The organism is Vibrio sp. Vf1514 (assembly GCF_052076135.1).
Lineage (GTDB): Bacteria > Pseudomonadota > Gammaproteobacteria > Enterobacterales > Vibrionaceae > Vibrio > Vibrio furnissii.
Map to the genome: position 1 here is coordinate 982,552 of NZ_CP197267.1, position 22,802 is coordinate 1,005,353.

The window sequence follows — 22,802 nt, forward strand, 5'->3', positions numbered from 1 at the left end:
TTTGAATGGCATGACTTGAATAAAAAACGGCGCCATCAGGCGCCGTTTGACACATTAGAAAGAGGCTTTGTACCAAGTATTGGGTTGGTATCTAAGCATATCGTCATAAGCGTCTTGTTGTTGCACCGAACTGAGCAGAACGAGTCTATCCGCGTAAGAGGTTGAGTTGATGCTGCTACTGGTAATCGCGTATGCATTGAGGTGGCCATAGATAAATGCATCGTAGCTGTCACTTGAGTCTGCTTTCAACAATGAAATCTCATACGTTGATGCGGTTGCAGCAGACCAGAGGTCATCGATTGTGTCATCAAACGTCATGGTTGGTACTGACGTGTTGTAATCAGAATAAATCACTTGGGTCGCGCTGTTGGTGCCATTCGTGACGGTGATCAATAGGCGCTGGATTGTATCGGCGTGCGCAGTAGTGTCAGAGGTAGTGTCGAGGCAAGTACCGAGTGCGGAGCTGCTGCATCCAACGATCGACACCGTTTCTGGTGATGGCAGTCCGACAGAAGACATCGACGTCGATGAATCGTGTGCTCCAGACGGTGAGTCCAACGATTCGGTGTGGGAGAACGCCCAGCTATCGAACTCACCCGACATATTCAGGAAGTAATTGTCGTCATCAATGTCTGAACTGTAGCTGTACACACCGTCGCTTGAGGAAAGGGGTTGCCACAATAATGCGCCAGTGCCTGACTGGTAAATATACATGTTGGCATCAGTCACTGAAGTTGTGTCGGTGGGTGCAGTCCACGTGAGATTGGTCTCTGAACTGTTGAGTTCTGTCAATACAATTGGGTTGGAAATACTGTAGCTGTCGACTTGGGAAAGTGTCAGTATTTTATACGCTTCTAAACTACCGATGGCAGTGCGGCTACCCCCACTCCCATCGCCATAGCGTACAGCCATCACGCTTTTATTTGATAGCGAAGAGAAAGCGATGCCATCGGCGTTGAGGCCGTACTCTGCGTAATCGTTAGTTAGGTCGGATAAATCCTGATTGTAGGTGTTGAAACCATAGAAATAGTAGCCAGAAGAAGCGTTGCTGATATACGATTCTTTGTCTTTTGTGCTGGTTTCGGTGGAAGCAATACAACTGCTGCCAGATGTTGTTGTTCGGCGCACCGCCAAGTCGAAACTGGTGGGTAAAAGAGATTTGGAGAACGTCGTCACTTCATAGGAGTCAACCGCTGAAGAACTTTTGCGAATGAAACTGACGTAGCCATCAGAAGGCACTGATGATTGTTTGAACTTATAGCTGGTTTTACTGGAACCCCAGTCGGCTGCCGTCATGGTTTTCACGATCGAGCCATCCGCATTGTGAATGACAATCGCGAAACTATACTCATCAGAATCTGCAGTTGCAGCGTAACCGATCACTTTATTCGTTGGCGTTTCATTATCGTCATAACCAAACGTTTGACACTTGGTCGCGCTGCCATAGCTTGTCGAAAACAGTTTAACAAAGTCGACAGAAAAGTATTTTACTGGTGTGGAGGATGAGGAACTTCCACCGCCACCCCCGCCGCCGCCACATGCCGTCAGAAGCATGGTTATTGCTAAACTCGTTGTGGTTAATTTGAAATTCATTTCGTTTCTCTCGATACAAATAATACAACGATAAAGCAAAAATTATGCCTTGTTTTATTTCTATTTAATTCAGCATATTACATTTATTTACGTCGATATTAGTTGCAGTTGGGCAGCTTGTTTCCGCTCGACGATCTTGGGTTGTTATCCAAGAGGCAAGTTTATTCCGCTGAGCTGATGAAAGAGCCTGCCGCATGCTGTGCTCAGGTCTTTCCGAACCTAGAGGGAGAAGAGTGTGAGAGTGTAGTTCGTGCCCTCCTTTGATGTAAGGAGGACACGGGTCAGTTGAAGTTGCAACTACGCTTGGCTTTCGCTGTCCGTTGGATGGCCTCGGTGTCGACGACCTTCACCACGGTGATCGCCGCGATGCATCCCATGACGGTGGTGGGCGTGGCGGCCATGACCGCGGCGACGCAGCGCGCCTTCGTCATCGTGTTCGCTGACGCGGCTTTTGACGCGCTTCACCGTCGACAGGCTGCAATCGCAGATTTGTGCGACTTCTTCCAGAGTTTTGCCTTCCAGCAGCAGGCCTGCGATTTTCATGTGTTTCTCTTTGTTGGCCGGGCGGCCGCGGAATTTCTCTTTCCACGCGCGGCCATCTTCGCGCAGGGCGCGGCGGCCCATTTCTGCGGCGTGTAAGCGATGGCGCGTGTCCGCTTGTCCATACCCTTCCAGCACCAGTGCAATTGCCGCGGCTGTTTCGCTGCCCGGAGTCACTGTTATGGCGGGTTTGGTGGTTTTGAGTGTGACGTTTTTCTCCATCAGCAGTTGCAATACGTGTTGGCACTGTTGGAAATCTTTGCTGATGCTGCTCAGCCAGTTGACGGCCAATGTGTCGCCGCTTTGCAGTGTGTCGACTAACGCGACAAAGTCCGGGCGTTCCATGGCTGGCATACGGCCGCGAGCGGAATCTTCAATGTGTGTGGCGTCGGGAAAGGCCGCTTTGAGCGCTTCCATATCTTGCTGAAAATCTGGGTTGCGGGGTGAAAAGCGCGAGTAGGTATAGATAGTCATTTCATCACCTTTTGGTTTATTTGATGTTATGGCTCATAAATATACGCGCTTGAATTCTGTTGTAAACACCAAATGAACCAATAGAGTTTTCGATTGAGTGCTAACTTTTACATTAATGATTGAATTGAATGAGTATTTTAGCTGTGTAAAATCATGTAAAGAAAGCGGCGCAAGGCCGCTTTGATAGGTCATAAATTATAAAGGGCTGTTTAACTTACAACGTTTAGCTGACAAAGAGCCAAATGCCTACGGCCATCATCAGGGAACCGGAAACGCGATTCATCACACGGACGTTTTGCGATTTGCCCAAGGCGCGTTTTAACCCTTTACCGCCAGTGGCGTAGAGCGTCATACAGACAAATTCGGACACCATGATGATCGACACGAGGAAAATTAATTGCGGTGTCAGGCTGGCCGATTGATCGATAAATGGCGGTAGTAACGAAATCATAAATGCCCAGCCTTTCGGGTTGGCTATTGCGGTGACAAAGCCCTGAACAATTAAGCCCCAATCACTGCCCTGATAGTGCGTGTCGGACTCGGAAGTGAGCGCCAATTTGCCTTTGGATCGCCACATTTGCACGCCAAGGTAGAACAGATAACAAGCACCGACAGTTTTGAAGGCGGTAAACAGCCACGGGTAATTGAGCATGACGGCTGCAATTCCCACCACGGCCGCGACGGCAACCAATGCCACGCCAATCAACTCGCCAATCATCATCCATAGCGTGCGTTTGTAGCCGATGCTCATGCCAAGAGTCAGGGCCAGTGTCATACACATGCCCGGCGTGATTGAGACCAAAAAGAAGGTGGGAATAAACATGCCCAGAAGTGCGGTGTTCATGAAGGGCTCCAAATGAAAAGAGGACGACAAAGGCCAAACAATAAGCGCAGCCGCGCGAATGCGCAATACGATTCACACGCTGGCAACATGAGAATTAGTTATAGCCACTATACCCTTCCTACTTGAAGCTGCAGCGGTGTTGGCTGCATTCATTCACCCCAATCACATAGCGTATCTATGCTCATGGGGACTCACTCATTTGCCGCCTACCTGCACAAGTTGTTTGGGTATATGCCGCCATGGCTCACATCGGCACGAATGCAGTATTTCAGGCTGCCTTGTGGCTAGCAGCCTGCAGGTAGGTGTCGAACCGTATCAGGAAGGCAGATCCTGAAGGGTTTGAATGGCGTCGAGAATACGCTCTGACAGTTTGGCTTTGGTGCCGTTTTTAAAATCAAACATCACCACGGTGGCACTGCCGGTGGTGGTCACTTTGCCGAGCTTTTTACTCACGACTTGGTATTCCATCGAGAAACGGTCCGCCTGCACATCGCTCACCCGTGAGCCGACTAGCAGCGTGTCGGGAAAAGTCACCGGGATTTTGTAGCGGCATTGTGTTTCGCTCAGCACGGGCCCTATTTGCGTGATTGCGATGTCTTCCATCAACTGAATATGACGAAAATAATCGATGCGCGCGGTTTCAAAATAACGGAAATAGACCACGTTATTGACGTGCTGTAAGGCATCCATTTCGCCCCATGCCACCGGGATTTCGGTCACGACTGGAAAGTCCTGCAGTAAGTTTTCCATCTTCTTTTATTCCTTGTTTGGGCTGTGATTAGACTAATTATTCTAGCCGTCATCGCATAGAGTTGTCGGTGAGTGTGTTAACAAAACATTAACCTAATAAGTAAGGCAAAAACTTTACTTAATGAGTGAAGGGGCGTAACGTCACTCAAAGACAATCGGTGAGGAGAAACGTCATGAGTCAATTCGCAGGGTTTAACCCCGTACACGTGATCGAACGTATCGACTGGACGCCAGAGCAGTTTTCGTTGCGCGTTCGCGGCGCTGCGTTGCCATTTGCTGCAGGGCAATTTACCAAATTGGGGTTAAGTGATGAGGAGGGAAACCTCGTGAGTCGCGCCTATTCGTTGGTGAATGCGCCAGAGGCTCAAACGGATGAACATGAATTTTTGATTGTGGCGCATCCACAAGGCAAGCTCTCGCCGCGCCTGCAATCACTTCGCGCCGGTGACGCTTTATGGATGGGCGATTCGGCCTACGGCGATCTGATTCAGCCGTCGATTCCTGAGTTCACACAAGATCTATGGTTATTGGCAACCGGGACGGGGATTGGCCCATTTCTGTCGCTGCTCGCGGATCAGCGCCTGACCCAACCGAATATCGTATTGGTGCACGGCGTGCGTTATGACCGTGACCGCGTGTATCGCGAAGCGATTCAAACGCTGGTGGAACAGTATCAGGGGCGGTTGCGTTATCACAGCGTGGTGAGCCGTGAAGCGGTCGACGATGCGATGAGCGGACGCATGCCAGCTTTGATTGCGTCGGGCGAGTTACAAAACGTGACGGGGTTGGCGTTGGCGCCAGAACGCAGCTTTGTAATGATGTGTGGCAATCCGGAGATGATCAAAGACACCGCCAGTACCTTGCGCGACAAAGGGTTGCCGCCATTTCGTCAGGCGACGGGTGGGAACTACATTCACGAACGTTACTGGTAAAGAAAAACGCGGCCTTTGCCGCGTTTTTCCATTTTACTGTGTTTCCTGCTTATCCCGCTTCCCCATCGAGCGCATCGGCGCTGCCTGTCTGCGTGATGCAGTGCTGCGCGAGTTGCTGATATTGGGTTTGCATGGCGTCGATAAAGTGCTGCGCGCTGGTAAATCCGGTTTGCGGCTCACCGATCACCACATCGCAGTTAAACGGCACCAGCATTGCAGTTCCTTTGGGCAGTGAGCGCCCAAGACCTCGCATCACCACCGGAAGCACAGCGACGCCGGAGTGCTCGCGCACTAAATGATAAATGCCTTTTTTCAAGCCGCTCATGATCTCCGGCTCCCCGCGGCTGCCCTCGGGGAAAATAATCAGAATTTCATCGTTATTTAATGCCGCATGACAAGCGTCAAAAACGGCGTCGCGCTGGGAAGCAGATGGCGCGCGGCGAATCGGAATGATGCCAATCACATTCAGGGACAACCACGCCACAAAGCGATTGGCGAGAAAGTAATCGGCAGCCGCCACCGGGCGCACGCGATGCACCATATGAATCGGAAACAGCGCCAGCAACACCAAGGTATCGAGATGACTGTTGTGGTTGGCGGCGATGATCATCGGCCCCTGCTCGGGGAGATTGTGTCGCTGTATAATGTTGAGCCCCAAACCAATAAACACCAGCGGCTTGACGATCAGCAGCACAAACAGCAGTTTGAGTAGTCTTGCCATGAGGGCCTCAGTAATAGAGATAGTAGATGTAATGGAAGAACAGCGGCGCCGTGAACATCAGACTATCGATGCGATCCAAAATGCCGCCGTGCCCTGGAATAAACTGGCTGGTGTCTTTGATACGCAGATCCCGCTTAACCGATGAAATCACCAAATCGCCAATGAAGCCGCTAAACGCGATGATCATGCCGGCCACCAAGCCTTGCATCGGGGTCAGTGGCGTCAGGTACGGGGCGGCGAAATAGGACACCACAATCACCGTCGCACTGCCACCGATAAACCCTTGCCAGGTTTTGTTCGGACTGACTTTCGGCACGATTTTGTGTTTGCCAAAGCTCTTGCCCCACACGTACTGACACACGTCGTTAAACTGAGTCATCACCAGCAAAAACAGCAACATGCCTAATGACCCCGCATTTGGATTCAGGCTCGGCAGCACCAGCAGATACGCCATGTGGCTGATGCAGAATACCGTCAGCATCATGGCCCAGTGAATGATACCGGCCGAGCGAATAAACCCTTTGGTATCGCCAATCAACACCATCACCATCGGCAGGTACAAAAAGATGTACACCGGAATGAAGATGATGAACATGCCGTACCAACCAATCGACAACCAGTAAAATTGGAACGGAATGGAAAGGTAAGCCCAGAAAATGACGCGGCGGTCGGTCATGCGAGTTGGGACGATAGATAGGAATTCTTTCAGCGCCAAAAAGCTCAAAAATCCCATGAAAAACAGCGTGTAGTTGAGCGGCAGTGCCAACACCACAAACGCGATGGCCACCATCCACCACCAAGAGCGAATGCGCAGTTTTAGCTCGAGATAATCGCGATCTCGATGACGACGTGACAACCACAAATAGCAGCCCGTGCCGACGAGCAGTACGGCGACGATCGCCAGCATGACGTGTTGAGCGTGAACGGGAAGGTTAAACATGTGGCTGGGCGTCCTGCTTTGCAAATTGTGCGTGATGGAAATGATAGATGTGCTCCAAGCGGCGCCACGTGGTGATCACCAAGCCGCACAACATCAGCGCCAGCGCGAAATCGAGGGTATAGCTGAGGAAATGCAGCGGTAGGTGCAGCCCTTGATAGACGCACAAAATCACCAGGGATGCGGTCAGCAAGGCCATGCGATGTTGTTTGGCCATCGGGCCGCAGAAATCGGCTGGGCCGTTCATGCTGACGCCCAGCACGCGTACATACGCCGTGAGGACCGCGAGAATGGCGCAGATCCAAGCCAGATCCATGCCGAACAGTGAGTGTGTGGCAAAGCCTGCTCCGACGATAAACAGCGGATCGGCAATGCGGTCGGGGACATCATTAAACAGTTCGCCAGCGGGTGTTTTTTTCCCGCCTTCAACGGCGACCATGCCATCAAACAAATTGCACAGTAAGCGCAGTTGGATACAGCCTGCGGCCAAGAGTAATAACAGCGCAGACGGATAGAAATGATGCAGCATCAAACTGATAAAACCCACCAGCGCGAACGCGATGCTGAGTAATGAGATTTGATTGGGCGTCACCTGTTTCTGGCTCAGCCAGATGGCGATGCGTTTGGTGAGTTTGAGTTCTCGGACAGCGAGCGGTCGACGGTTCGCCTCTTCCGGTGTTGGGGTAGTCATAAAGCCTCTGACGTGTGATTGGTTATTTTTGATAGATTAATTATTAAACAAGTTTTATAAGAGGCGATGTATTAACATGGATTGGTGTATTTTTGAAGCGTGGTCACGCCAGTTCTGGGAGCAGCTAACACGATTGGCGATCCCACGTAGCCCGTCTCATTCAGCAGCGCTCAGAACCGGCTGGGCACGCGCGAAATATTGATCGCTAAAGCGGGCAAATTCTTCTTTGGTGACCGGTTTAGAAAAGTAGTAGCCCTGAAACTCATCGACGCCTAATTCTTGTAGACGATGAAGCTGCGTTTCATCCTCGACGCCTTCAGCAACCACTTTGATGCCCAATTGATGCGACAGGGTCACAATGGCCGAAATGAAGAACTTCTGTCGCTCCAAACTATTAAGGTCGCGTACAAACGATTTGTCGATTTTCAGTTTGTTAAACCGCAGATGGTTGAGGTTGTACAGCGATGACCAACCAGTTCCAAAGTCGTCGAGGGATAAGCGAATGTTGATGTCTTCCAACTGACGAATAATGCTCACACTGCGATCGATTTCGTCGAGCGTCATGGTCTCGGTGATTTCCAACACGATGGCGTCGAGATAGTTGATGTTGGAGGCAAAAATATCGGACACCAACGCCGGTAACTCTTCATCGAACAGCGAATCGGACAAGTTGATGGCGACTTCAATGCGCGAATTAAACGCAAGCCAATCGACCGACAGCGCTTGATAAACTTGCTGCATGATCCAGCGGCCCAGCGCTTTAGCAAGCCCCGACTCTTCGGCAATCGCAATCAGGTATTCCGGATTGATAAAACCATGAGTGGGGTGATTCCAGCGGATCAACGCTTCGCAGCCTAAGCGTTCGCTTTGACGCAAGATGATGGGTTGAAAGGCCATGTACAACTGCTTTTGATGGCTGGTTTTGAGCAGCACTTCCAATTCTTCTGACAGTTTCCGTTTCTTGCGATGCTCAATCTCCATCTCTTTGCTGTAATACACCACCGATTCCGTGGGGTGGCGCTTGGCGATATGGAGTGCCAAATCGGCGTTGTTGAGGATCACGGAGGATTTTTTCAGGTAGCGTTTGGTGTGCTCGCTCATCTCATGGCTCAGTGCGATCCCGGTTGAGAGCGTCATGCGTTTCGAAGGGTCGAGTCGGTGAAGTACCGTGGTTAAATCGCTTAGCAGTGACTTGACGAAAAACTCAAAGTTGAACTCGCTGCGGTTAATCAGAATCGCAAATTCATCCGCGCCGACTCGCGCGCACAGAAAGGAAAACTTATCGCACTTGTCTTGAATGCGCTCGCTGATTTCCATCAGAATTTTATCGCCATATTCATAGCTGACGATGTCGTTGATCTCTTTGAAGTGGCTGATGTCGAGCAAGATCAGCGCGTAGTGATGGTTGCGTTTGCTCAACTCTTCGATCTGCTTGAGCAGGTAGTTGCGGTTCTTCAATTTGGTCAGCGGATCGTGCCATGCCATAAATTGTTGATACTTCGCATCGCTATAGACCCGCAAGGAAATGTACGCCAGCACAAACAAGATCAGCAGCATGTCGTACAGCACGGTTTGTTTGTTTTGGGCGATGATGGCGCGATTGCGCGCGGATTCTTCGCCGGTGAAATTCACAATCATGAGGTTGCGAATGCCCGGCATCAACGTTTTCAGTTCTGCAGAAAAGTCTTTCAGTGCGGTTAAGTCGGATTTCAGTACCGCATTTTCATACCGACGCAGCACGTCAAACGCAGCGGCAACCACTTCGCCAGAGCCAAATTGTGAGCGAATTTCACGCGTCTCATCACTGTTGAGGAAGGTGTCGTAACGGTTCCACAAAATGTCGTATTTCAAATTGAGTTTGCTGGATGAGCGCGTGTCATTGACCAGGTAGGTGTCGAGTTGCGAGGAAAACTCCAGCGTTTCGATTTCGAGCTGTGCCAGAGCCCACGCCGACAACTGAGTGTGCTTCGTCAGCATGTTATAGGTGTCGTTGAACTTCACCAACGTCCAGATGGAGAAGATGAACAGTCCAAACACACATAAGATGAAGAAAGCGACGCTGCGACTCATAGGGCACCTGCACACTCAGTTGGTTGCGGTTAACGCAACGTTTCGATTTGGCTCACTTGCCACACCATCCGGCTGTGTAGCACTTCGTTATTGAGTTCATTGAACTCGGTGAGCGGGTAAATGACCCAGATCGGCCCTTTGTCACGCACACTCATCACGTCATCGTTCTTTTTGACGGCAAACAGCGGGTTGTATTTTTCGATGTCGTCATAGGGAATCGTCGACCAATAGTTGTTGAGTGCCGTCACTTTGAGATCGGCCTTTTCGACGCCAATCATATGCAGTAACGCTTTGGCTGAAACGCCAACGAATTTGGTGGAATCGTCCGTCCATGGCGTGTTGGTGACGATCTCTTTGTCGGCATGCGTGAGCAACTGCTCAAGGCTGAAATACGCTTTCTGACCTTGATTGTCGACGGTGAGGATCGCATCGCTGCTGGCGAAAGCCGCCAGAGAGGTAAACCACAGAAGCAACACAGCAGATTGACGGGAAACAAGGGCGTTTAACATGGCGTAGTCCTCACCAGTAATTAGGGCATAAAGTGGGATATTGCTCGCAAAAATTTGCGGGTTCTCTATAGGTATAAAAAGTTTATGCACGAAGTGCAAGAGGGGGCATAAGCCACTTATACTAAAGGAGTATGAGTGTTAATTAATTGAAATTTAAAGGGTTGTTGATTTGCAAAATGCGATGCTTGTTGCACACGAGACGTGGGAAGGGGTAACTCGCTGATCGGAAAAGTGGCGTGATTACCAAATTGAAAAAGCATGCGCTCCGCAAAAAATGGGGAGCGCATGCTGGTCAGACTAGTTATTGTGACGGTTCTCAACAAGTTTCATCACTTGGTGTGGGTGAAACCGCCATATAAATCCATGCGCCTATGACGCAAGTTGGTCACCGAACCCTCAGTATTCAATTGCTTTAACTTGTCGAGATCCACATCGGCAAAGATGATCATTTCGGTGTTGGGACTGGCTTCTGCGATGGTGGCATCGTGCGGGAAAAAGACGTCTGACGGCGAGAACACCGCAGATTGCGCGTACTGAATATCAACGTTATCGACGCGCGGCAAGTTGCCGACACTGCCGCCAATGGCGACGTAACATTCGTTTTCGATGGCACGTGCTTGCGAGCACAAACGCACGCGTTGGTAGCCGTTTTTGGTGTCGGTCCAGAACGGCACGAAGATGATCTGCACGCCTTGCTCGGCCAGCATCCGCCCCAGTTCAGGGAATTCACTGTCGTAACAAATCAAAATGCCCACACGTCCGGCATCGGTCTCAAACACTTGAACTTGATTGCCGCCATCAATCACCCAATCGCGTTTTTCGTGCGGTGTGATGTGAATTTTGTACTGTTCATCAATGGTGCCATCCCGGTGAAGCAAATAGGCCACGTTGTACAACTGGCCATCTTCCAACACCGGCATGCTGCCCGCGATGATATTGATGTTGTACGTCACGGCCAGCTTGGAGAATCGCAGCTTAATTTCTTCACTGAATGACGCCAGAAAGCGAATCGCTTCAACCGTATTCTGGTCTTTTTTCAAGCCCATCAATGGCGCGTTAAAGAACTCGGGGAACAGCGCAAAATCGGCCTGATAGTTGGAGAGCGAATCGACAAAAAACTCCGCCTGTTCGATCAGGTCTTCCACGCTCAGCATGGCGCGCATCTGCCACTGCACAATGCCAATGCGCACCAAGGTTTTTTCCACGTCATGAATCGAGTGGATGTCTTCCTCATAAAAGAAATTGTCCCATTCGAGCAAGGTGGCGTAACCGCGCGAACTGTCATCTTCGGGCAAATAATGGCGCATGATACGTTTGACGTCGAAATCGTTGGAGAGTTGGAACGACAAGATCGGATCGTACAGCTCGCGGCGCTTGATTTTCTCAATGTACTCCGGCACGTCCATGGTGTCGGCATAACGACCAAAACCGGGAATGCGGCCACCAGCCAAAATCGCTTTGAGGTTATCGCTACGACACAGCTCTTTGCGAGCGGCATACAGGCGTCGCCCTAAGCGTAACCCGCGATAATCGGGGTGGACGAACACATCGAGCCCATACAAGGCATCGCCGTTGGCTTTGTGTTGAATGACGTTGTGTTCGTTGATGATGTCGGTGTAGACGTGGGGGAGGGAAAAACGGTTGTAGTCGACTTTGATGGTGAGCGCGGCGCCGACGATTTTGCCATTGTCCTCAATGCAGATCTGGCCGTCGGGGAACTGGTGAATTAAATCCATGATGGTCATGCGTGGCCAAGCGCCGCCTACATCGTGAAAAACCAGATCCATGAGTGCTGCTAATTCGGGATAATCACTTTTTTCTATCACACGTAGTGTCAAACGCGGTGTATCACTACTCATACACTTACTGTCCTCAGTGGCTTCCTTCATGGATCCATACTGGACAACTTGTGCGGTCAATTCAAGGTTTGGGCTAAGATTTAACCGCTTGTTTTCATTCGCGGGCTCGCCGTGCATTAGTCATTATTGTATTAGTAACTCGTGTTGTTCCCTTGAGTCACGTCACGCAGTTTGCACTGTAAAGCTAGGCAATTTGAGTCATATTGTAAGGACGCGAAGCGCCGAGCATGGATCATGAAACATTACCCCTTACCGATTTTGTATACGTTAGTCACTTCGGCTCACTTGATGAGAGACCGTTGGCGGATCTTTGTGCGCTGCACTTGGCCTTATCTGGCCGTCACTCTGGTGTCGCAAATGGCTCCCGTGTATGGCTTTGAGACGGATGCATTACCGATGCAGCTCCTGTTTGGGTTGGTGTTTTTGGTGGCTATGGCGTGGGCGACGGTACGCTTGCATCGCGACATTCTGTTGACCCGTTCAAGCGCAGCAAACGACGTGGCGCCAGTGCCCGGCATGCGCGAGCTGCGGATCATCGGGTATTGGTTGCTGATGTGCGTGACGCTGTTGGTGGTGATGCTCAGTTGGGTGTCGGTCAGCGGCGCGATTGGGCTAATTCATGAAGAGAGTGGATTCTGGACGCAGATGCTGATCACGGCAGTGACAGTGCTGATGATGGTGTGGCTGATTTCCCGCTGCGGGTTAGTCATTCCAGCGACGGCGATTGATGATGAGCCGCGCGGGTTGCGGTTTGCGTGGCGCTTATCGCAGGAGCACAAGCGATCTCTGTTCGTGTTAACGGGCCTCATTCCGATGAGTTCGGGCCTTCTGTTCTCGAATGTTCCGGCCGACGGCAACTGGCTTTTGGCGCTGGGATTTGGCCTTTTGTCTTATGTGGCTTGGATGTATGAAATTTGTATTTTATCGTTGAGTTATCAGTGGATTGTGCAGCGTCAAACCATTGATAAACTGCTGCAGCAATCGCATTTGAATTTGCTGGCCTGACGTCATTGCCAGGCCAATGATTTCAAGGTTGACGCGAGGTTGTTCGCGTCATGCGCGGTTCAGGGGTTCAGGATTGTTTTCTAGGTTGCGCGCGAAGCCGGCGTTTACTCACAGGGCGGCGCGAGATGAATCAGTGCCAGCCCGCCCAGCGACGTTTCCCGGTATTTTTTATTCATGTCTTTCCCCGTCTGATACATCGTATCGATCACCTTATCGAGAGAAATTAAGCACTTGCTGGTGCGTTTCAACGCCATACGCGACGCATTAATCGCCTTCATCGCGCCCATCGCATTGCGTTCAATACATGGTACTTGTACCAAACCGCCGATGGGGTCACAGGTCATGCCCAGCGAGTGTTCCATTGCAATTTCTGCCGCGATACACATCTGTTCGTTACTGCCACCGCGCAAAGAGGTCAATCCTGCCGCTGCCATGGACGAAGACACGCCGATTTCCCCCTGACAGCCCACTTCGGCACCGGAAATGGAGGCATTGGTTTTGTACAAAATACCAATCGCGCCTGCGACGGCGAGAAAATCTTTGAGCTGTTTGGTGTCGAGTGGACGAATAAAGCGGTGGTAGTACATCAACACGGCGGGAATTACGCCCGCTGCGCCATTGGTCGGTGAGGTCACGACTTGCCCGCCAGCAGCATTTTCTTCGCTCACGGCAAACGCAAACAAGTTAATCCAATCCATGATTTCCATGGGGTCGTTCTCAATGGCGGCATTGGCTTCCAGCTTTTTGAGTAGCGCAGGCGCGCGGCGAGTCACGTTGAGGCCGCCTTCCAAAATGCCTTCGGTATCAAAACCGCGCTGCATGCACAGCGACATCACTTTCCAAATCTGTTCGGTCTTTTGGTCGATGGTATCGATGTCGCGCCATGCCGATTCGTTGCGCAGCACCAACCCGCCAAGGCTCAAGCCATTGCGTTCAGCCTTTTTCAACAGCTCTTCGGCTGATTTGAACGGAAACTCGACGTGGATGGCTGATTCCGATGTTCCGTGTTCGAGCTCTTTTGCGGTGGCGATGAAGCCGCCGCCAATCGAGTAGTAGGTTTCAAAAGCGACGATGACGCCTTGGGCATCAAACGCGGACAGCGTCATGCCGTTTTCGTGCAGCGGTAAATTCTCACTGTGGAACAGCAGGTCGCTGGTGTAGTGAAATGGAATCTCTTTTTGAGCACCCAAATGCAACACAGCATCGTCCATCGCGCGTTGCATGGCCTGCGTGGCACTGGTCATTTTGATCGTGTCTGGTTGGTTCCCGAGCAAGCCGAGGATCACGGCTCGGTCAGTGTGGTGGCCTTTGCCCGTCAGAGACAGCGACCCAAACAGGTCGATTTGGATACGCGAAACCTGCTGGATATCGGGTATGACAGACAGAAATTGAAAGCCTGCGATCATGGGTCCATTCGTGTGTGAACTGGATGGGCCTACGCCAATTTTAAAAATATCGAAGATCGATAACATACGGTCACCTGTCGTGGTATTCAGCCTCAAAACGCTATTGTGCGCCTTTAAAGCGTAGACGTTAACCTTTGTCTTGGTTGCCTTTTGTCATCTGCGATGTAACAAAAAATTAATATTGTTGGCGCTTGAGAATTGGATGAAACTTCATCATATTGTCATAACAGTGTCACATTCAAAGGGGAGAGACAAATGCACGTAGAAATGATTCAACCGAGTGTATTGGGAGTGATAGGCAGAACGCTCGTGTTCTCCCTGGTCACGGTCGTCGGCGTATTTTGCTTAGTCTAGTGAAGAAAAGTCTAGTGAAGAAAAGTGTAATGAAGAGAACCCCAGCTTGCTGCTGGGGTTTTTACTGCCGTTTAAATTCCCTTTCGCTTCGAGAAGGCGCTTCAGTTAAAACCTAGTATTCCACTCGGGTATTTGCTAACTTGCACGCAAATAGTTGAACAAGAGATGGTGTTATGTCGGTTTGGGACAGCGTCACATTAACAACCCGCTTCAGCACATTACCTGATGCGTTTTTCACGCCGGTGCAACCGCAACCGCTCAGCCATGTTCGTTGGGTCGCGTGGAATCACGATTTGGCGCAGCAATTTGGCCTGCCTCATACCCCCAATGATGAATTACTGCACAGCTTGTCTGGCGCGCATTTACCCGCCGCATTTTCACCATTAGCGATGAAATACGCTGGTCACCAGTTTGGGGTCTACAATCCGGATCTCGGGGATGGGCGCGGTTTATTGCTGGCGGAAATGGCGACGCGGCAAGGCGACGTGTTCGACATCCATCTGAAAGGCGCGGGTCTGACGCCATATTCGCGAATGGGCGATGGTCGCGCGGTATTGCGTTCGTCGATTCGAGAATATTTGTGCAGCGAAGCGATGGCGGGGCTGGGCATTGCCACCACCCGCGCGTTGGCCCTGATGCGCAGTGACACGCCGGTGTATCGCGAAAAGCAAGAGCGCGGCGCGTTGCTGGTGCGTGTGGCGCAAAGTCACATTCGCTTTGGGCACTTTGAATACCTGTTTTATACCGAGCAGTATGACGAACTGAAATTGTTGGCGGACAAAGTCATCGAATGGTATCTCCCGCACTGCGCGAAGACCGCGCAGCCGTATGCGGCGATGTTTGACCACATCGTGGATCGCACGGCGAAGATGATTGCCCAGTGGCAGGCGGTTGGGTTTGCGCATGGGGTGATGAATACCGACAACATGTCGATCCTCGGTCAGACGTTTGATTACGGCCCGTACGGCTTCTTAGACGATTACGAGCCTGGTTATATCTGTAATCACTCCGATTACCAAGGGCGTTACGCGTTCGATCAGCAGCCGCGCGTTGCGTTGTGGAATTTATCGGCGCTGGCGCATGCGCTGTCGCCGTTGATTGAACGCGAGGCTTTAGAAGCAGCATTGAGCGCCTATGAAACGCAGCTCAACGGCTATTTTAGCGGCTTGATGCGTGACAAATTAGGGTTAACGACTCGGCTAGAGGGAGACGGTGAGCTGTTTCATGATCTGTTTGAACTGCTCGAAACACACCACGTAGATTACACGCGCTTTATGCGTCAGTTGTCTGCTCTGGATACTCAGCCTGCGCAGCATGTGGCGGATTTGTGTCTTGACCGTGACGCAGCACTGGCGTGGCTCACGCGCTATTTGAACCGTTGTGCATTAGAGCGCGATGAGCAAGGTCAGGTTGTGAGCGCCCATGAGCGCTGCGCCAAAATGCGCCAAGTGAACCCGAAATATATTCTGCGTAATTACTTGGCGCAGATTGCGATCGACAAAGCGGAGCAGGGCGACGATAGCGAAGTGTTGCGATTGGCGCAGGTGTTGAAGCATCCGTTTGATGAACAACCGGACGCCGAAGCGTACGCCAAACTGCCGCCGGAGTGGGGCAAGAAGCTCGAAATCAGCTGTTCGTCTTAAACACGCCTTCACCGCAGCGTATTGTCTTGAGAGAACCCGGCCTGAGCCGGGTTTTTTATCCCATGCGCGCCGCACGGCGCGAAACATCGCAGAACAGACGGCGTGTTCAAGACACCATCAAAATGTGATCGCCATCTTGGATGGATTCAAACTTTACATAAATATCAATGATGAATAGTGAACTGGATTGTTACACTGTGCCAAATCGTGCTTTCAGTGGGTGGGGAATGGAAAACACGCATATTTTAGTCGTTGATGATGACATCGAAATCTGTGAACTGTTGGATGAATATCTGAGCAAATCTGGTTTCAGCGTAGCCACGGTTTCCGATGGTCGCGCGTTGGCACAATACCTGACGGATCATGGCTATCCAGATTTGGTGTTATTGGATGTCATGCTGCCGGGCGAGGATGGCTTTACCCTGTGTCAAAAGATACGACGCGATTCCAATGTGCCAATCATCATGTTAACGGCGGTTTCGGACGAGACCGATCAAATCATCGGTTTGGACATCGGTGCCGACGATTACATCGCCAAACCATTTAGCCCCCGCCAGTTGATGGCACGAATCAAAGCGCTGCTGCGCCGCGTGCAAGTCAATGAGGAGAAGCCGGAAGAACCCACGCCGTCTCATATTGTGTTTGGTGATTGGCGACTGGATACGCTGACCCATCGCATCGTTCATCTGAAACGAGAAGACGTGCATGAATTGTCGGGCAGTGATTACCTGTTGTTGATGCTGTTTCTCAATCGTCCGAATGAAGTCATTGATCGCGACACTATCTCGTTTGCCACTCGTGGGCGTGAAGCACTGCCTTTTGAACGTGGCATCGACGTGCAATTGAGCCGTTTGCGTCAACGGCTGGGCGAGAGTGCTCAATTCCCGAACTACATCAAAACCATGCGCGGGAATGGCTACATCTTGTCGGTACCGGTTCAACGCGAGTACTGACATGCCGATACATCGCGTATGGACACGCATCAAACCCACGTCGCTGGTGGCGCGAACCTTATTGTTGACCTTGTTGGCCGTGATGCTAGCACAGGGCGTCGCCACATCGATTTGGTACAGTCAATCCAAAGCCAATGAGTTGGAAGGCATTCGTTCGGCTTCCGCCAGTATGGCGGGCATGTTTGCGTCAACCGTGACTTTTTTCCAGTCTCTGCCCGTCAAGTATCGTCACATTGTCCTCGACCAGATCCGCAATATGGGCGGTACGCGCTTTTTTGTTTCGTTTAATAAAGAGCAGCTCATCGTCGAGCCCATTGAAGACACCAGCCTCAAGTTGGCGTCGGTTGAGGCCGTGCAGGACGTCTTGCATCAAAAACTGACGCACGTTGGCAATATTCTGGTGGATTTCACCCGGCCGGAAAAACTGCGTTTGCTAAAAAACGATATTTTATTGAGCGATCTGCCGAAATCGTGGGCGTATCACACCTTAACGCTGGAGCCGCTGAATCCGCCGGTGCTGGTGGTGCAGATTGAACTCGGTGAACACGAATGGATTTACGTTGCGGCTTTGCTGCCCGCGCCGTATGTCAAACTCGATGACAACATTCTCGGGCGTGAGCAGATTCTGTTCCTGTTCTTCTCGACGACGATTTTGCTGCTGCTGACTTATTTGCTGATGCGACGTCAGGTCCGGCCGCTGAAAAATCTGGCACGGGCGGCGAACGATCTCAGCCTCGATATCGCCCAGCGGCCATTACGCGAAGAAGGGGCGAGCGAGTTGGTGACTGCGACTCGAGCGTTTAACCGCATGCAGCAGCGCATTCGTCGTTATGTGTCAGATCGCGAGCATCTCTTTGCTGCCATTTCACACGATCTGAAAACCCCAATCACGCGTCTGCGACTGCGTGCCGAGCTGTTGGAAAGTGATGTCAAACGCGAGAAATTTAACCGCGATCTCGATGAGCTGGAAATGATGGTCAAAGGTGCGCTGCAATGTGTGCGCGACACCGAGCTGCACGAAAACAATGATTACATCGACCTGAACGAACTGATTTTGAACATTGCTGAAGGGTATAACTTTGTGCGTGAAACGGTGCATTTCAAACCGATTGAGATGGAACCTTTGGTCGCGAAACCGCTGGCGATGAAACGTGTACTCACCAATTTGATTGGCAACGGGGTTAAGTATGGTGATGACGTGACAGTCAGCATCCATGAAACGCCGGAATGGGTGGTGATCTCAATTCATGACCAAGGTCCGGGGATTCCGGAGAGCCAATTGGACGCCGTCTTTGAACCCTATTTCCGTCTGTCTGAGGATGGGGAAGGACACGGTTTGGGGCTGGGAATTTGTCGTAACATTCTGCACGGGCACGGCGGCGACTTGATCATCAGTAACTCGCTCCAAGGGGGTTTATTGGTACAAGTGTTTATTCCGCCGACCATCGACGTGTGACGCAACGGATGCTCATCATGAATCGACTAAAATGTTTACTCACCGCGGCACTCTGGCTGTCTGTCTCTCATGCTTCGGCTGGCGAAGTGGAAGTGCTGCACTGGTGGACTTCCGGCGGCGAGGCGAAATCCATCACTGTGTTGAAAGAGATGCTCGAGCAGCAGGGCTACACGTGGAATGATTTTGCGGTCGCGGGCGGGGGCGGCGAAAGTGCGATGACTGTGCTGAAAACGCGGGCTGTGTCGGGCAATCCGCCAGCTGCGGCACAAATTAAAGGCCACGATATTCAGGAATGGGCGAGTTTGGGCTTTCTGACCAACTTAAACGAGGTGGCAACAACTGAAGGGTGGGATTCCTTCATTCCGCCGATGATCACCGATGTCATGAAATATCATCAAGATTACGTGGCGGTGCCAGTGAATGTGCACCGCGTGAACTGGATCTGGGCCAATCCTAAGGTGTTTCAACAGGCAGGCGCCAAGATCCCCACCAACTTGGATGAGTTCTTTGTCGCGGCCGATCAAATTCAGGCCGCCGGGTATATTCCGCTCGCGTATGGGGGACAGCCTTGGCAGGATGTGACGGTGTTTGAAACGTTGGCACTGGATATGCTGGGCGCGCAAGGGTACGTTAAGGCGTTTGTCGACTTAGACATGAAGACCTTGTCCAGCACGCAAATGGTTGAGGTGTTTACGCAGTTTCAGCGGCTGCATCGGTACGTTGACGGCGGCGCACCGGGACGAGATTGGAACGTGGCGACCTCGATGGTGATCAAAGGGGAAGCGGCGATGCAGATCATGGGGGACTGGGCCAAAGGCGAGTTTTCGGCTGCGGGCAAACAACCGGGCAAAGATTATGTTTGCGTGCCCGCGTTAGGCACGGCAGGGGCGTTTATCTACAACGTGGATAGTTTCGTCTTTTTTGAACTGAACGATCACGACAGTATTCAAGCGCAGCAGGTGCTGGCGAAAACCATTCTGGATCCGGAATTTCAAAAGGTGTTTAACTTGAACAAAGGCTCGATTCCGGTACGCACGGACATGGATATGTCGTCCTTTGATCAGTGTGCCGTGGATTCGATGCGTGAGTTTAAATCCTCGGCAAAAACCGCATCGCTGGTGCCAAGTGTGGCCCATGACATGGCAACCACCAACTACGTGCAGGCCGCTATTTTTGATGTGGTCAGCAACTTTGCGGCAGACCGCACTGCCGATCCGCGTGAGGCGGCGCAGCGACTGGCCAAAGCCGTCAAAGCGGCGAGGTAAACCACGTCTGGGTTTGATATCCATGGATTGACGTATGCCATGATGGACGTCAAACCACGCAGACAAATTGTTACAACTGGTCCGTGGTTTTTGGTCTAATATTGTGTGACTGTATACCAATCATCGTGAACATATCGGGGACTTTCGGTTTCCAATGCCTCATGATTTCAACGCTTTAAGTGCACTCTCCACTGCTGCTCAGGGACTCGGGGGAGGTCTGGGCAACCAGCACGGGGGTGCGGCTGGGTCGATGCATGACTCAGACGGAGGGTGCACTTACCTCTTCGAATGGACTGACCTCTTCGAATGGATTGTTAAATAACATATCTATCATTAGTGGCTATAATTGAACCATGTTGCGATCACACATGGAAAACCGTTATGCGCCGAACTACGATTTCTTTCACACTGGCCTCCCTGCTTGTGTCATCTGCGTCATGGGCGGTTGTCCATCCCGGCGTGGATCTGACGGACCGTTACATCGTGGTGCTGAAGAAGGATGCCTCACCCAATGCCGCGCAACACGTGTTGGCCGCGATTGAAAACCAGCGCGGAGCGGTGCTGTTTCGCTATCAACATACCCTGCAAGGGTTTGCGGTGCAGATGCCACTGACAGCGCTACAAGGACTTCAACATCGTTTCCCTGACATTGATTACATCGAGCCGGATCTGGCCGTACAGGCGATGCCGCGTGGGGGCAATAAACCGAACAATGGCGATAGCGGAACGTCGACTGAGCCGCCACAAACCACGCCCTGGGGTATTAAGCGTGTGGGCGGTTTTGTGGACATGAGTGGTGACGATGCCCGAGCGTGGATCATCGATACCGGCATTGACGATAAACATCCGGATTTGAATGTGGATGCTCGATCTGGGAGAAATTTCTCACGCGGCAAGCCCAATCAAACGTCGGATGGAAATGGCCATGGCACCCATGTCGCTGGAACCGTCGGGGCGATCAACAATGCAATGGATGTTGTGGGGGTGGCTGCGGGCGTCACGGTGGTGCCCGTCCGAGTGCTCGACAATGCTGATAGCGGAACGATTTCTGGAGTGATTGCTGGCGTGGATTACGTTGCGGAGGCCGCCGCCTCAGGGGATTGTGCCAACTTAAGCTTGGGCGCGAAAGGCTATTCGCAAGCGTTGGATACCGCGATCAAAACCGCCGCAGATGCCGGGATCTTGTTTTCAATTGCCGCAGGGAATTCAGCAGATGACGCCTCGTTGTATACGCCTGCGAGCACGGTCCATCCCAACGTGTATACGGTGTCGGCCATCGATAACAACGACAACTTTGCGTACTTCTCGAACTACGGATCTGACGTCGAGTATGCCGCGCCTGGGGTGTCGGTGCTATCAACCAAAGCGGGGGGCGGAACAGTCACTTACAATGGAACGTCCATGGCGGCACCACACATGTGCGGCGTACTGCTTGTTACGCGCGGTCAGCCGAGCATGTCCGGTTATGCCGAGGGTGATCCCGATGGCAACCCAGATCCTATCGTCCATCAATAACTCGTTCATCAATAAATCGTTCATCAATAACCAGTATTCATTTTTGGCGGAAATTGACCCAACACCCGATTTTTGATGGGTCATTTTCCACCCATTTTGAGTCACTTGAATTCATCGTGGATGACTCATTCGGCTCATGGATAATTCTAACTTGCTGTTAAATAAGGATTGTTAACAACTTGTAACCACCTGGCTTAGTAATTGCTCTTTAGGAAACATGCAGTACCCATAGATGGGACTGATGCATCCAACCAAGGAGAATTATAATGTTAAAGCCGCTTACCCTGTTAACTGCCTCTATTCTTGCTGTCACAAGCTTCAATGCTGCTGCGAACAGTTGTGATCCGGGTGAAATCGTGATCAAGTTCAGCCACGTGACCAACACAGACAAACACCCGAAAGGGATTGCTGCCTCACTGCTAGAAAAACGCGTTAACGAAGAGATGAACGGTAAAGCCTGTATGCAGGTGTTCCCGAACTCAACGCTATACGATGATGACAAAGTACTGGAAGCGCTGTTGAACGGGGATGTTCAACTGGCTGCGCCATCGCTGTCTAAATTTGAAAAATTCACCAAAAAGTTCCGCCTTTTCGACCTTCCGTTCCTTTTTGATGATGTCGATGCCGTCGACCGTTTCCAGAACTCGGATGCGGGTGAGAAGCTGAAAAATGCGATGAACCGTCGTGGCGTGAAAGGGCTGGAATTCTGGCACAACGGCATGAAGCAGATTTCCGCCAACAAACCCATTCTGGTGCCAGCTGACGCGAAAGGTCTGAAGTTCCGCGTTCAGGCGTCTGATGTGCTGGTGGCTCAGTTCGAACAGTTGGGTGCCAACCCTCAGAAAATGTCGTTTGCCGAAGTCTATGGCGGCCTGCAGACCAAAGTGATTGATGGACAGGAAAACACGTGGTCGAACATCTACGGTCAGAAGTTCTTTGAAGTACAGGACGGCATTACGGAAACCAATCACGGCATTCTGGATTACTTGGTGGTGACGTCAACCAAGTGGTGGGACGGCCTACCAACAGACGTCCGTGACCAACTGGCCACCATCCTGAAAGAAGTGAGCCAAACACGAAACGCAGAATCCAACAAAGTGGAACAGCAGAACAAGCAATACGTCATCGAAGCGGGTGGCAAAGTGCGTGAACTGACGCCAGAGCAGCGCCAGCTTTGGGTTGATGCGCTGAAACCGGTGTGGAAGAAATTCGAGAAAGACATCGGTTCAGACTTGATCGAAGCCGCTCTAGCTTCGAACAACAAGTAATAGAAGTGGGCCTCATT

General features: G+C 51.4%; 19 protein-coding genes. 8 read left to right on the plus strand and 11 right to left on the minus strand.

Annotated elements, in window-relative coordinates; translation table 11 throughout:
• Window positions 1-54 precede the first annotated feature (54 nt).
• The 4 genes from ACS18Q_RS04585 to ACS18Q_RS04600 form a co-directional block, all read right to left on the minus strand.
• The gene (locus ACS18Q_RS04585; protein WP_441257456.1) at window positions 55-1,554 is read right to left on the minus strand and encodes a hypothetical protein; all 1,500 of its coding nucleotides are present in this window, start codon (window positions 1,552-1,554) and stop codon (window positions 55-57) included.
• Between the two features lie 336 nt (window positions 1,555-1,890).
• Entirely contained in the window at window positions 1,891-2,607 is a 717-nt protein-coding gene (locus ACS18Q_RS04590; protein WP_441257457.1) for a recombinase family protein, read from the minus strand.
• A gap of 223 nt (window positions 2,608-2,830) precedes the next feature.
• The gene (locus tag ACS18Q_RS04595) at window positions 2,831-3,451 is read right to left on the minus strand and encodes a LysE family translocator (protein ID WP_014205428.1); all 621 of its coding nucleotides are present in this window, start codon (window positions 3,449-3,451) and stop codon (window positions 2,831-2,833) included.
• 315 nt (window positions 3,452-3,766) lie between these two features.
• The gene (locus tag ACS18Q_RS04600; protein WP_014205427.1) at window positions 3,767-4,201 is read right to left on the minus strand and encodes an acyl-CoA thioesterase; all 435 of its coding nucleotides are present in this window, start codon (window positions 4,199-4,201) and stop codon (window positions 3,767-3,769) included.
• A 173-nt stretch (window positions 4,202-4,374) separates the two neighbouring features.
• On the opposite strand from ACS18Q_RS04600, the gene ACS18Q_RS04605 reads away from it, so the two are divergent.
• Window positions 4,375-5,133, plus strand: coding sequence for a ferredoxin--NADP reductase (locus tag ACS18Q_RS04605; RefSeq protein WP_143679237.1), 759 nt, complete (start codon window positions 4,375-4,377; stop codon window positions 5,131-5,133).
• A gap of 49 nt (window positions 5,134-5,182) precedes the next feature.
• Here the strand turns inward: ACS18Q_RS04605 and ACS18Q_RS04610 are convergent, their stop codons facing one another.
• From ACS18Q_RS04610 to ACS18Q_RS04635, 6 genes are all read right to left on the minus strand, one after another.
• On the minus strand, window positions 5,183-5,854 hold the full coding sequence (locus ACS18Q_RS04610; protein ID WP_004726550.1) for a lysophospholipid acyltransferase family protein: 672 nt from the start codon (window positions 5,852-5,854) through the stop codon (window positions 5,183-5,185).
• Window positions 5,855-5,861: 7 nt separating this feature from the next.
• Window positions 5,862-6,794, minus strand: a complete 933-nt coding sequence (locus tag ACS18Q_RS04615; RefSeq protein ID WP_238810138.1) for a phosphatidate cytidylyltransferase — start codon at window positions 6,792-6,794, stop codon at window positions 5,862-5,864.
• Window positions 6,787-7,482, minus strand: a complete 696-nt coding sequence (locus ACS18Q_RS04620) for a CDP-alcohol phosphatidyltransferase family protein (protein ID WP_014205424.1) — start codon at window positions 7,480-7,482, stop codon at window positions 6,787-6,789. Before ACS18Q_RS04620 ends, ACS18Q_RS04615 begins: the two co-directional genes overlap by 8 nt.
• A gap of 156 nt (window positions 7,483-7,638) precedes the next feature.
• Window positions 7,639-9,552 carry a putative bifunctional diguanylate cyclase/phosphodiesterase gene (locus ACS18Q_RS04625; protein WP_441257458.1) on the minus strand — a complete coding sequence of 638 codons (1,914 nt, stop codon included), beginning with the start codon at window positions 9,550-9,552 and terminating at the stop codon, window positions 7,639-7,641.
• A 29-nt stretch (window positions 9,553-9,581) separates the two neighbouring features.
• A complete protein-coding gene (locus ACS18Q_RS04630; protein ID WP_004726541.1) occupies window positions 9,582-10,061 on the minus strand; it encodes a hypothetical protein in 480 nt (159 codons plus the stop codon).
• A gap of 329 nt (window positions 10,062-10,390) precedes the next feature.
• Window positions 10,391-11,920: a bifunctional GNAT family N-acetyltransferase/carbon-nitrogen hydrolase family protein gene (locus ACS18Q_RS04635; RefSeq protein WP_038151344.1), complete on the minus strand. Its 1,530-nt coding sequence runs from the start codon at window positions 11,918-11,920 to the stop codon at window positions 10,391-10,393.
• A 234-nt stretch (window positions 11,921-12,154) separates the two neighbouring features.
• Here ACS18Q_RS04635 and ACS18Q_RS04640 point away from each other — a divergent pair, with 234 nt between their 5' ends.
• Entirely contained in the window at window positions 12,155-12,925 is a 771-nt protein-coding gene (locus tag ACS18Q_RS04640; RefSeq protein WP_441257459.1) for a sugar transporter, read from the plus strand.
• A gap of 104 nt (window positions 12,926-13,029) precedes the next feature.
• On the opposite strand, the gene ACS18Q_RS04645 is transcribed toward ACS18Q_RS04640, so the two are convergent.
• Window positions 13,030-14,397: an L-serine ammonia-lyase gene (locus ACS18Q_RS04645; protein WP_041942586.1), complete on the minus strand. Its 1,368-nt coding sequence runs from the start codon at window positions 14,395-14,397 to the stop codon at window positions 13,030-13,032.
• Between the two features lie 461 nt (window positions 14,398-14,858).
• Between ACS18Q_RS04645 and ACS18Q_RS04650 the strand changes: the two genes are divergently transcribed.
• The 6 genes from ACS18Q_RS04650 to ACS18Q_RS04675 all read left to right on the plus strand — a co-directional run bounded on the left by ACS18Q_RS04650 (window position 14,859) and on the right by ACS18Q_RS04675 (window position 22,785).
• Complete coding sequence (locus ACS18Q_RS04650) at window positions 14,859-16,328, plus strand: protein adenylyltransferase SelO (protein WP_441257460.1); 1,470 nt, start codon at window positions 14,859-14,861, stop codon at window positions 16,326-16,328.
• Between the two features lie 227 nt (window positions 16,329-16,555).
• The gene (locus ACS18Q_RS04655; protein WP_014205417.1) at window positions 16,556-17,281 is read left to right on the plus strand and encodes a response regulator; all 726 of its coding nucleotides are present in this window, start codon (window positions 16,556-16,558) and stop codon (window positions 17,279-17,281) included.
• A 1-nt stretch (window position 17,282) separates the two neighbouring features.
• Complete coding sequence (locus ACS18Q_RS04660; RefSeq protein WP_441257461.1) at window positions 17,283-18,737, plus strand: ATP-binding protein; 1,455 nt, start codon at window positions 17,283-17,285, stop codon at window positions 18,735-18,737.
• A 17-nt stretch (window positions 18,738-18,754) separates the two neighbouring features.
• The gene (locus ACS18Q_RS04665; protein WP_286280226.1) at window positions 18,755-20,002 is read left to right on the plus strand and encodes an ABC transporter substrate-binding protein; all 1,248 of its coding nucleotides are present in this window, start codon (window positions 18,755-18,757) and stop codon (window positions 20,000-20,002) included.
• Window positions 20,003-20,383: 381 nt separating this feature from the next.
• Window positions 20,384-21,517, plus strand: coding sequence for a S8 family serine peptidase (locus tag ACS18Q_RS04670; protein WP_441257462.1), 1,134 nt, complete (start codon window positions 20,384-20,386; stop codon window positions 21,515-21,517).
• 266 nt (window positions 21,518-21,783) lie between these two features.
• On the plus strand, window positions 21,784-22,785 hold the full coding sequence (locus ACS18Q_RS04675) for a TRAP transporter substrate-binding protein (RefSeq protein ID WP_014205414.1): 1,002 nt from the start codon (window positions 21,784-21,786) through the stop codon (window positions 22,783-22,785).
• Window positions 22,786-22,802: the final 17 nt, after the last annotated feature.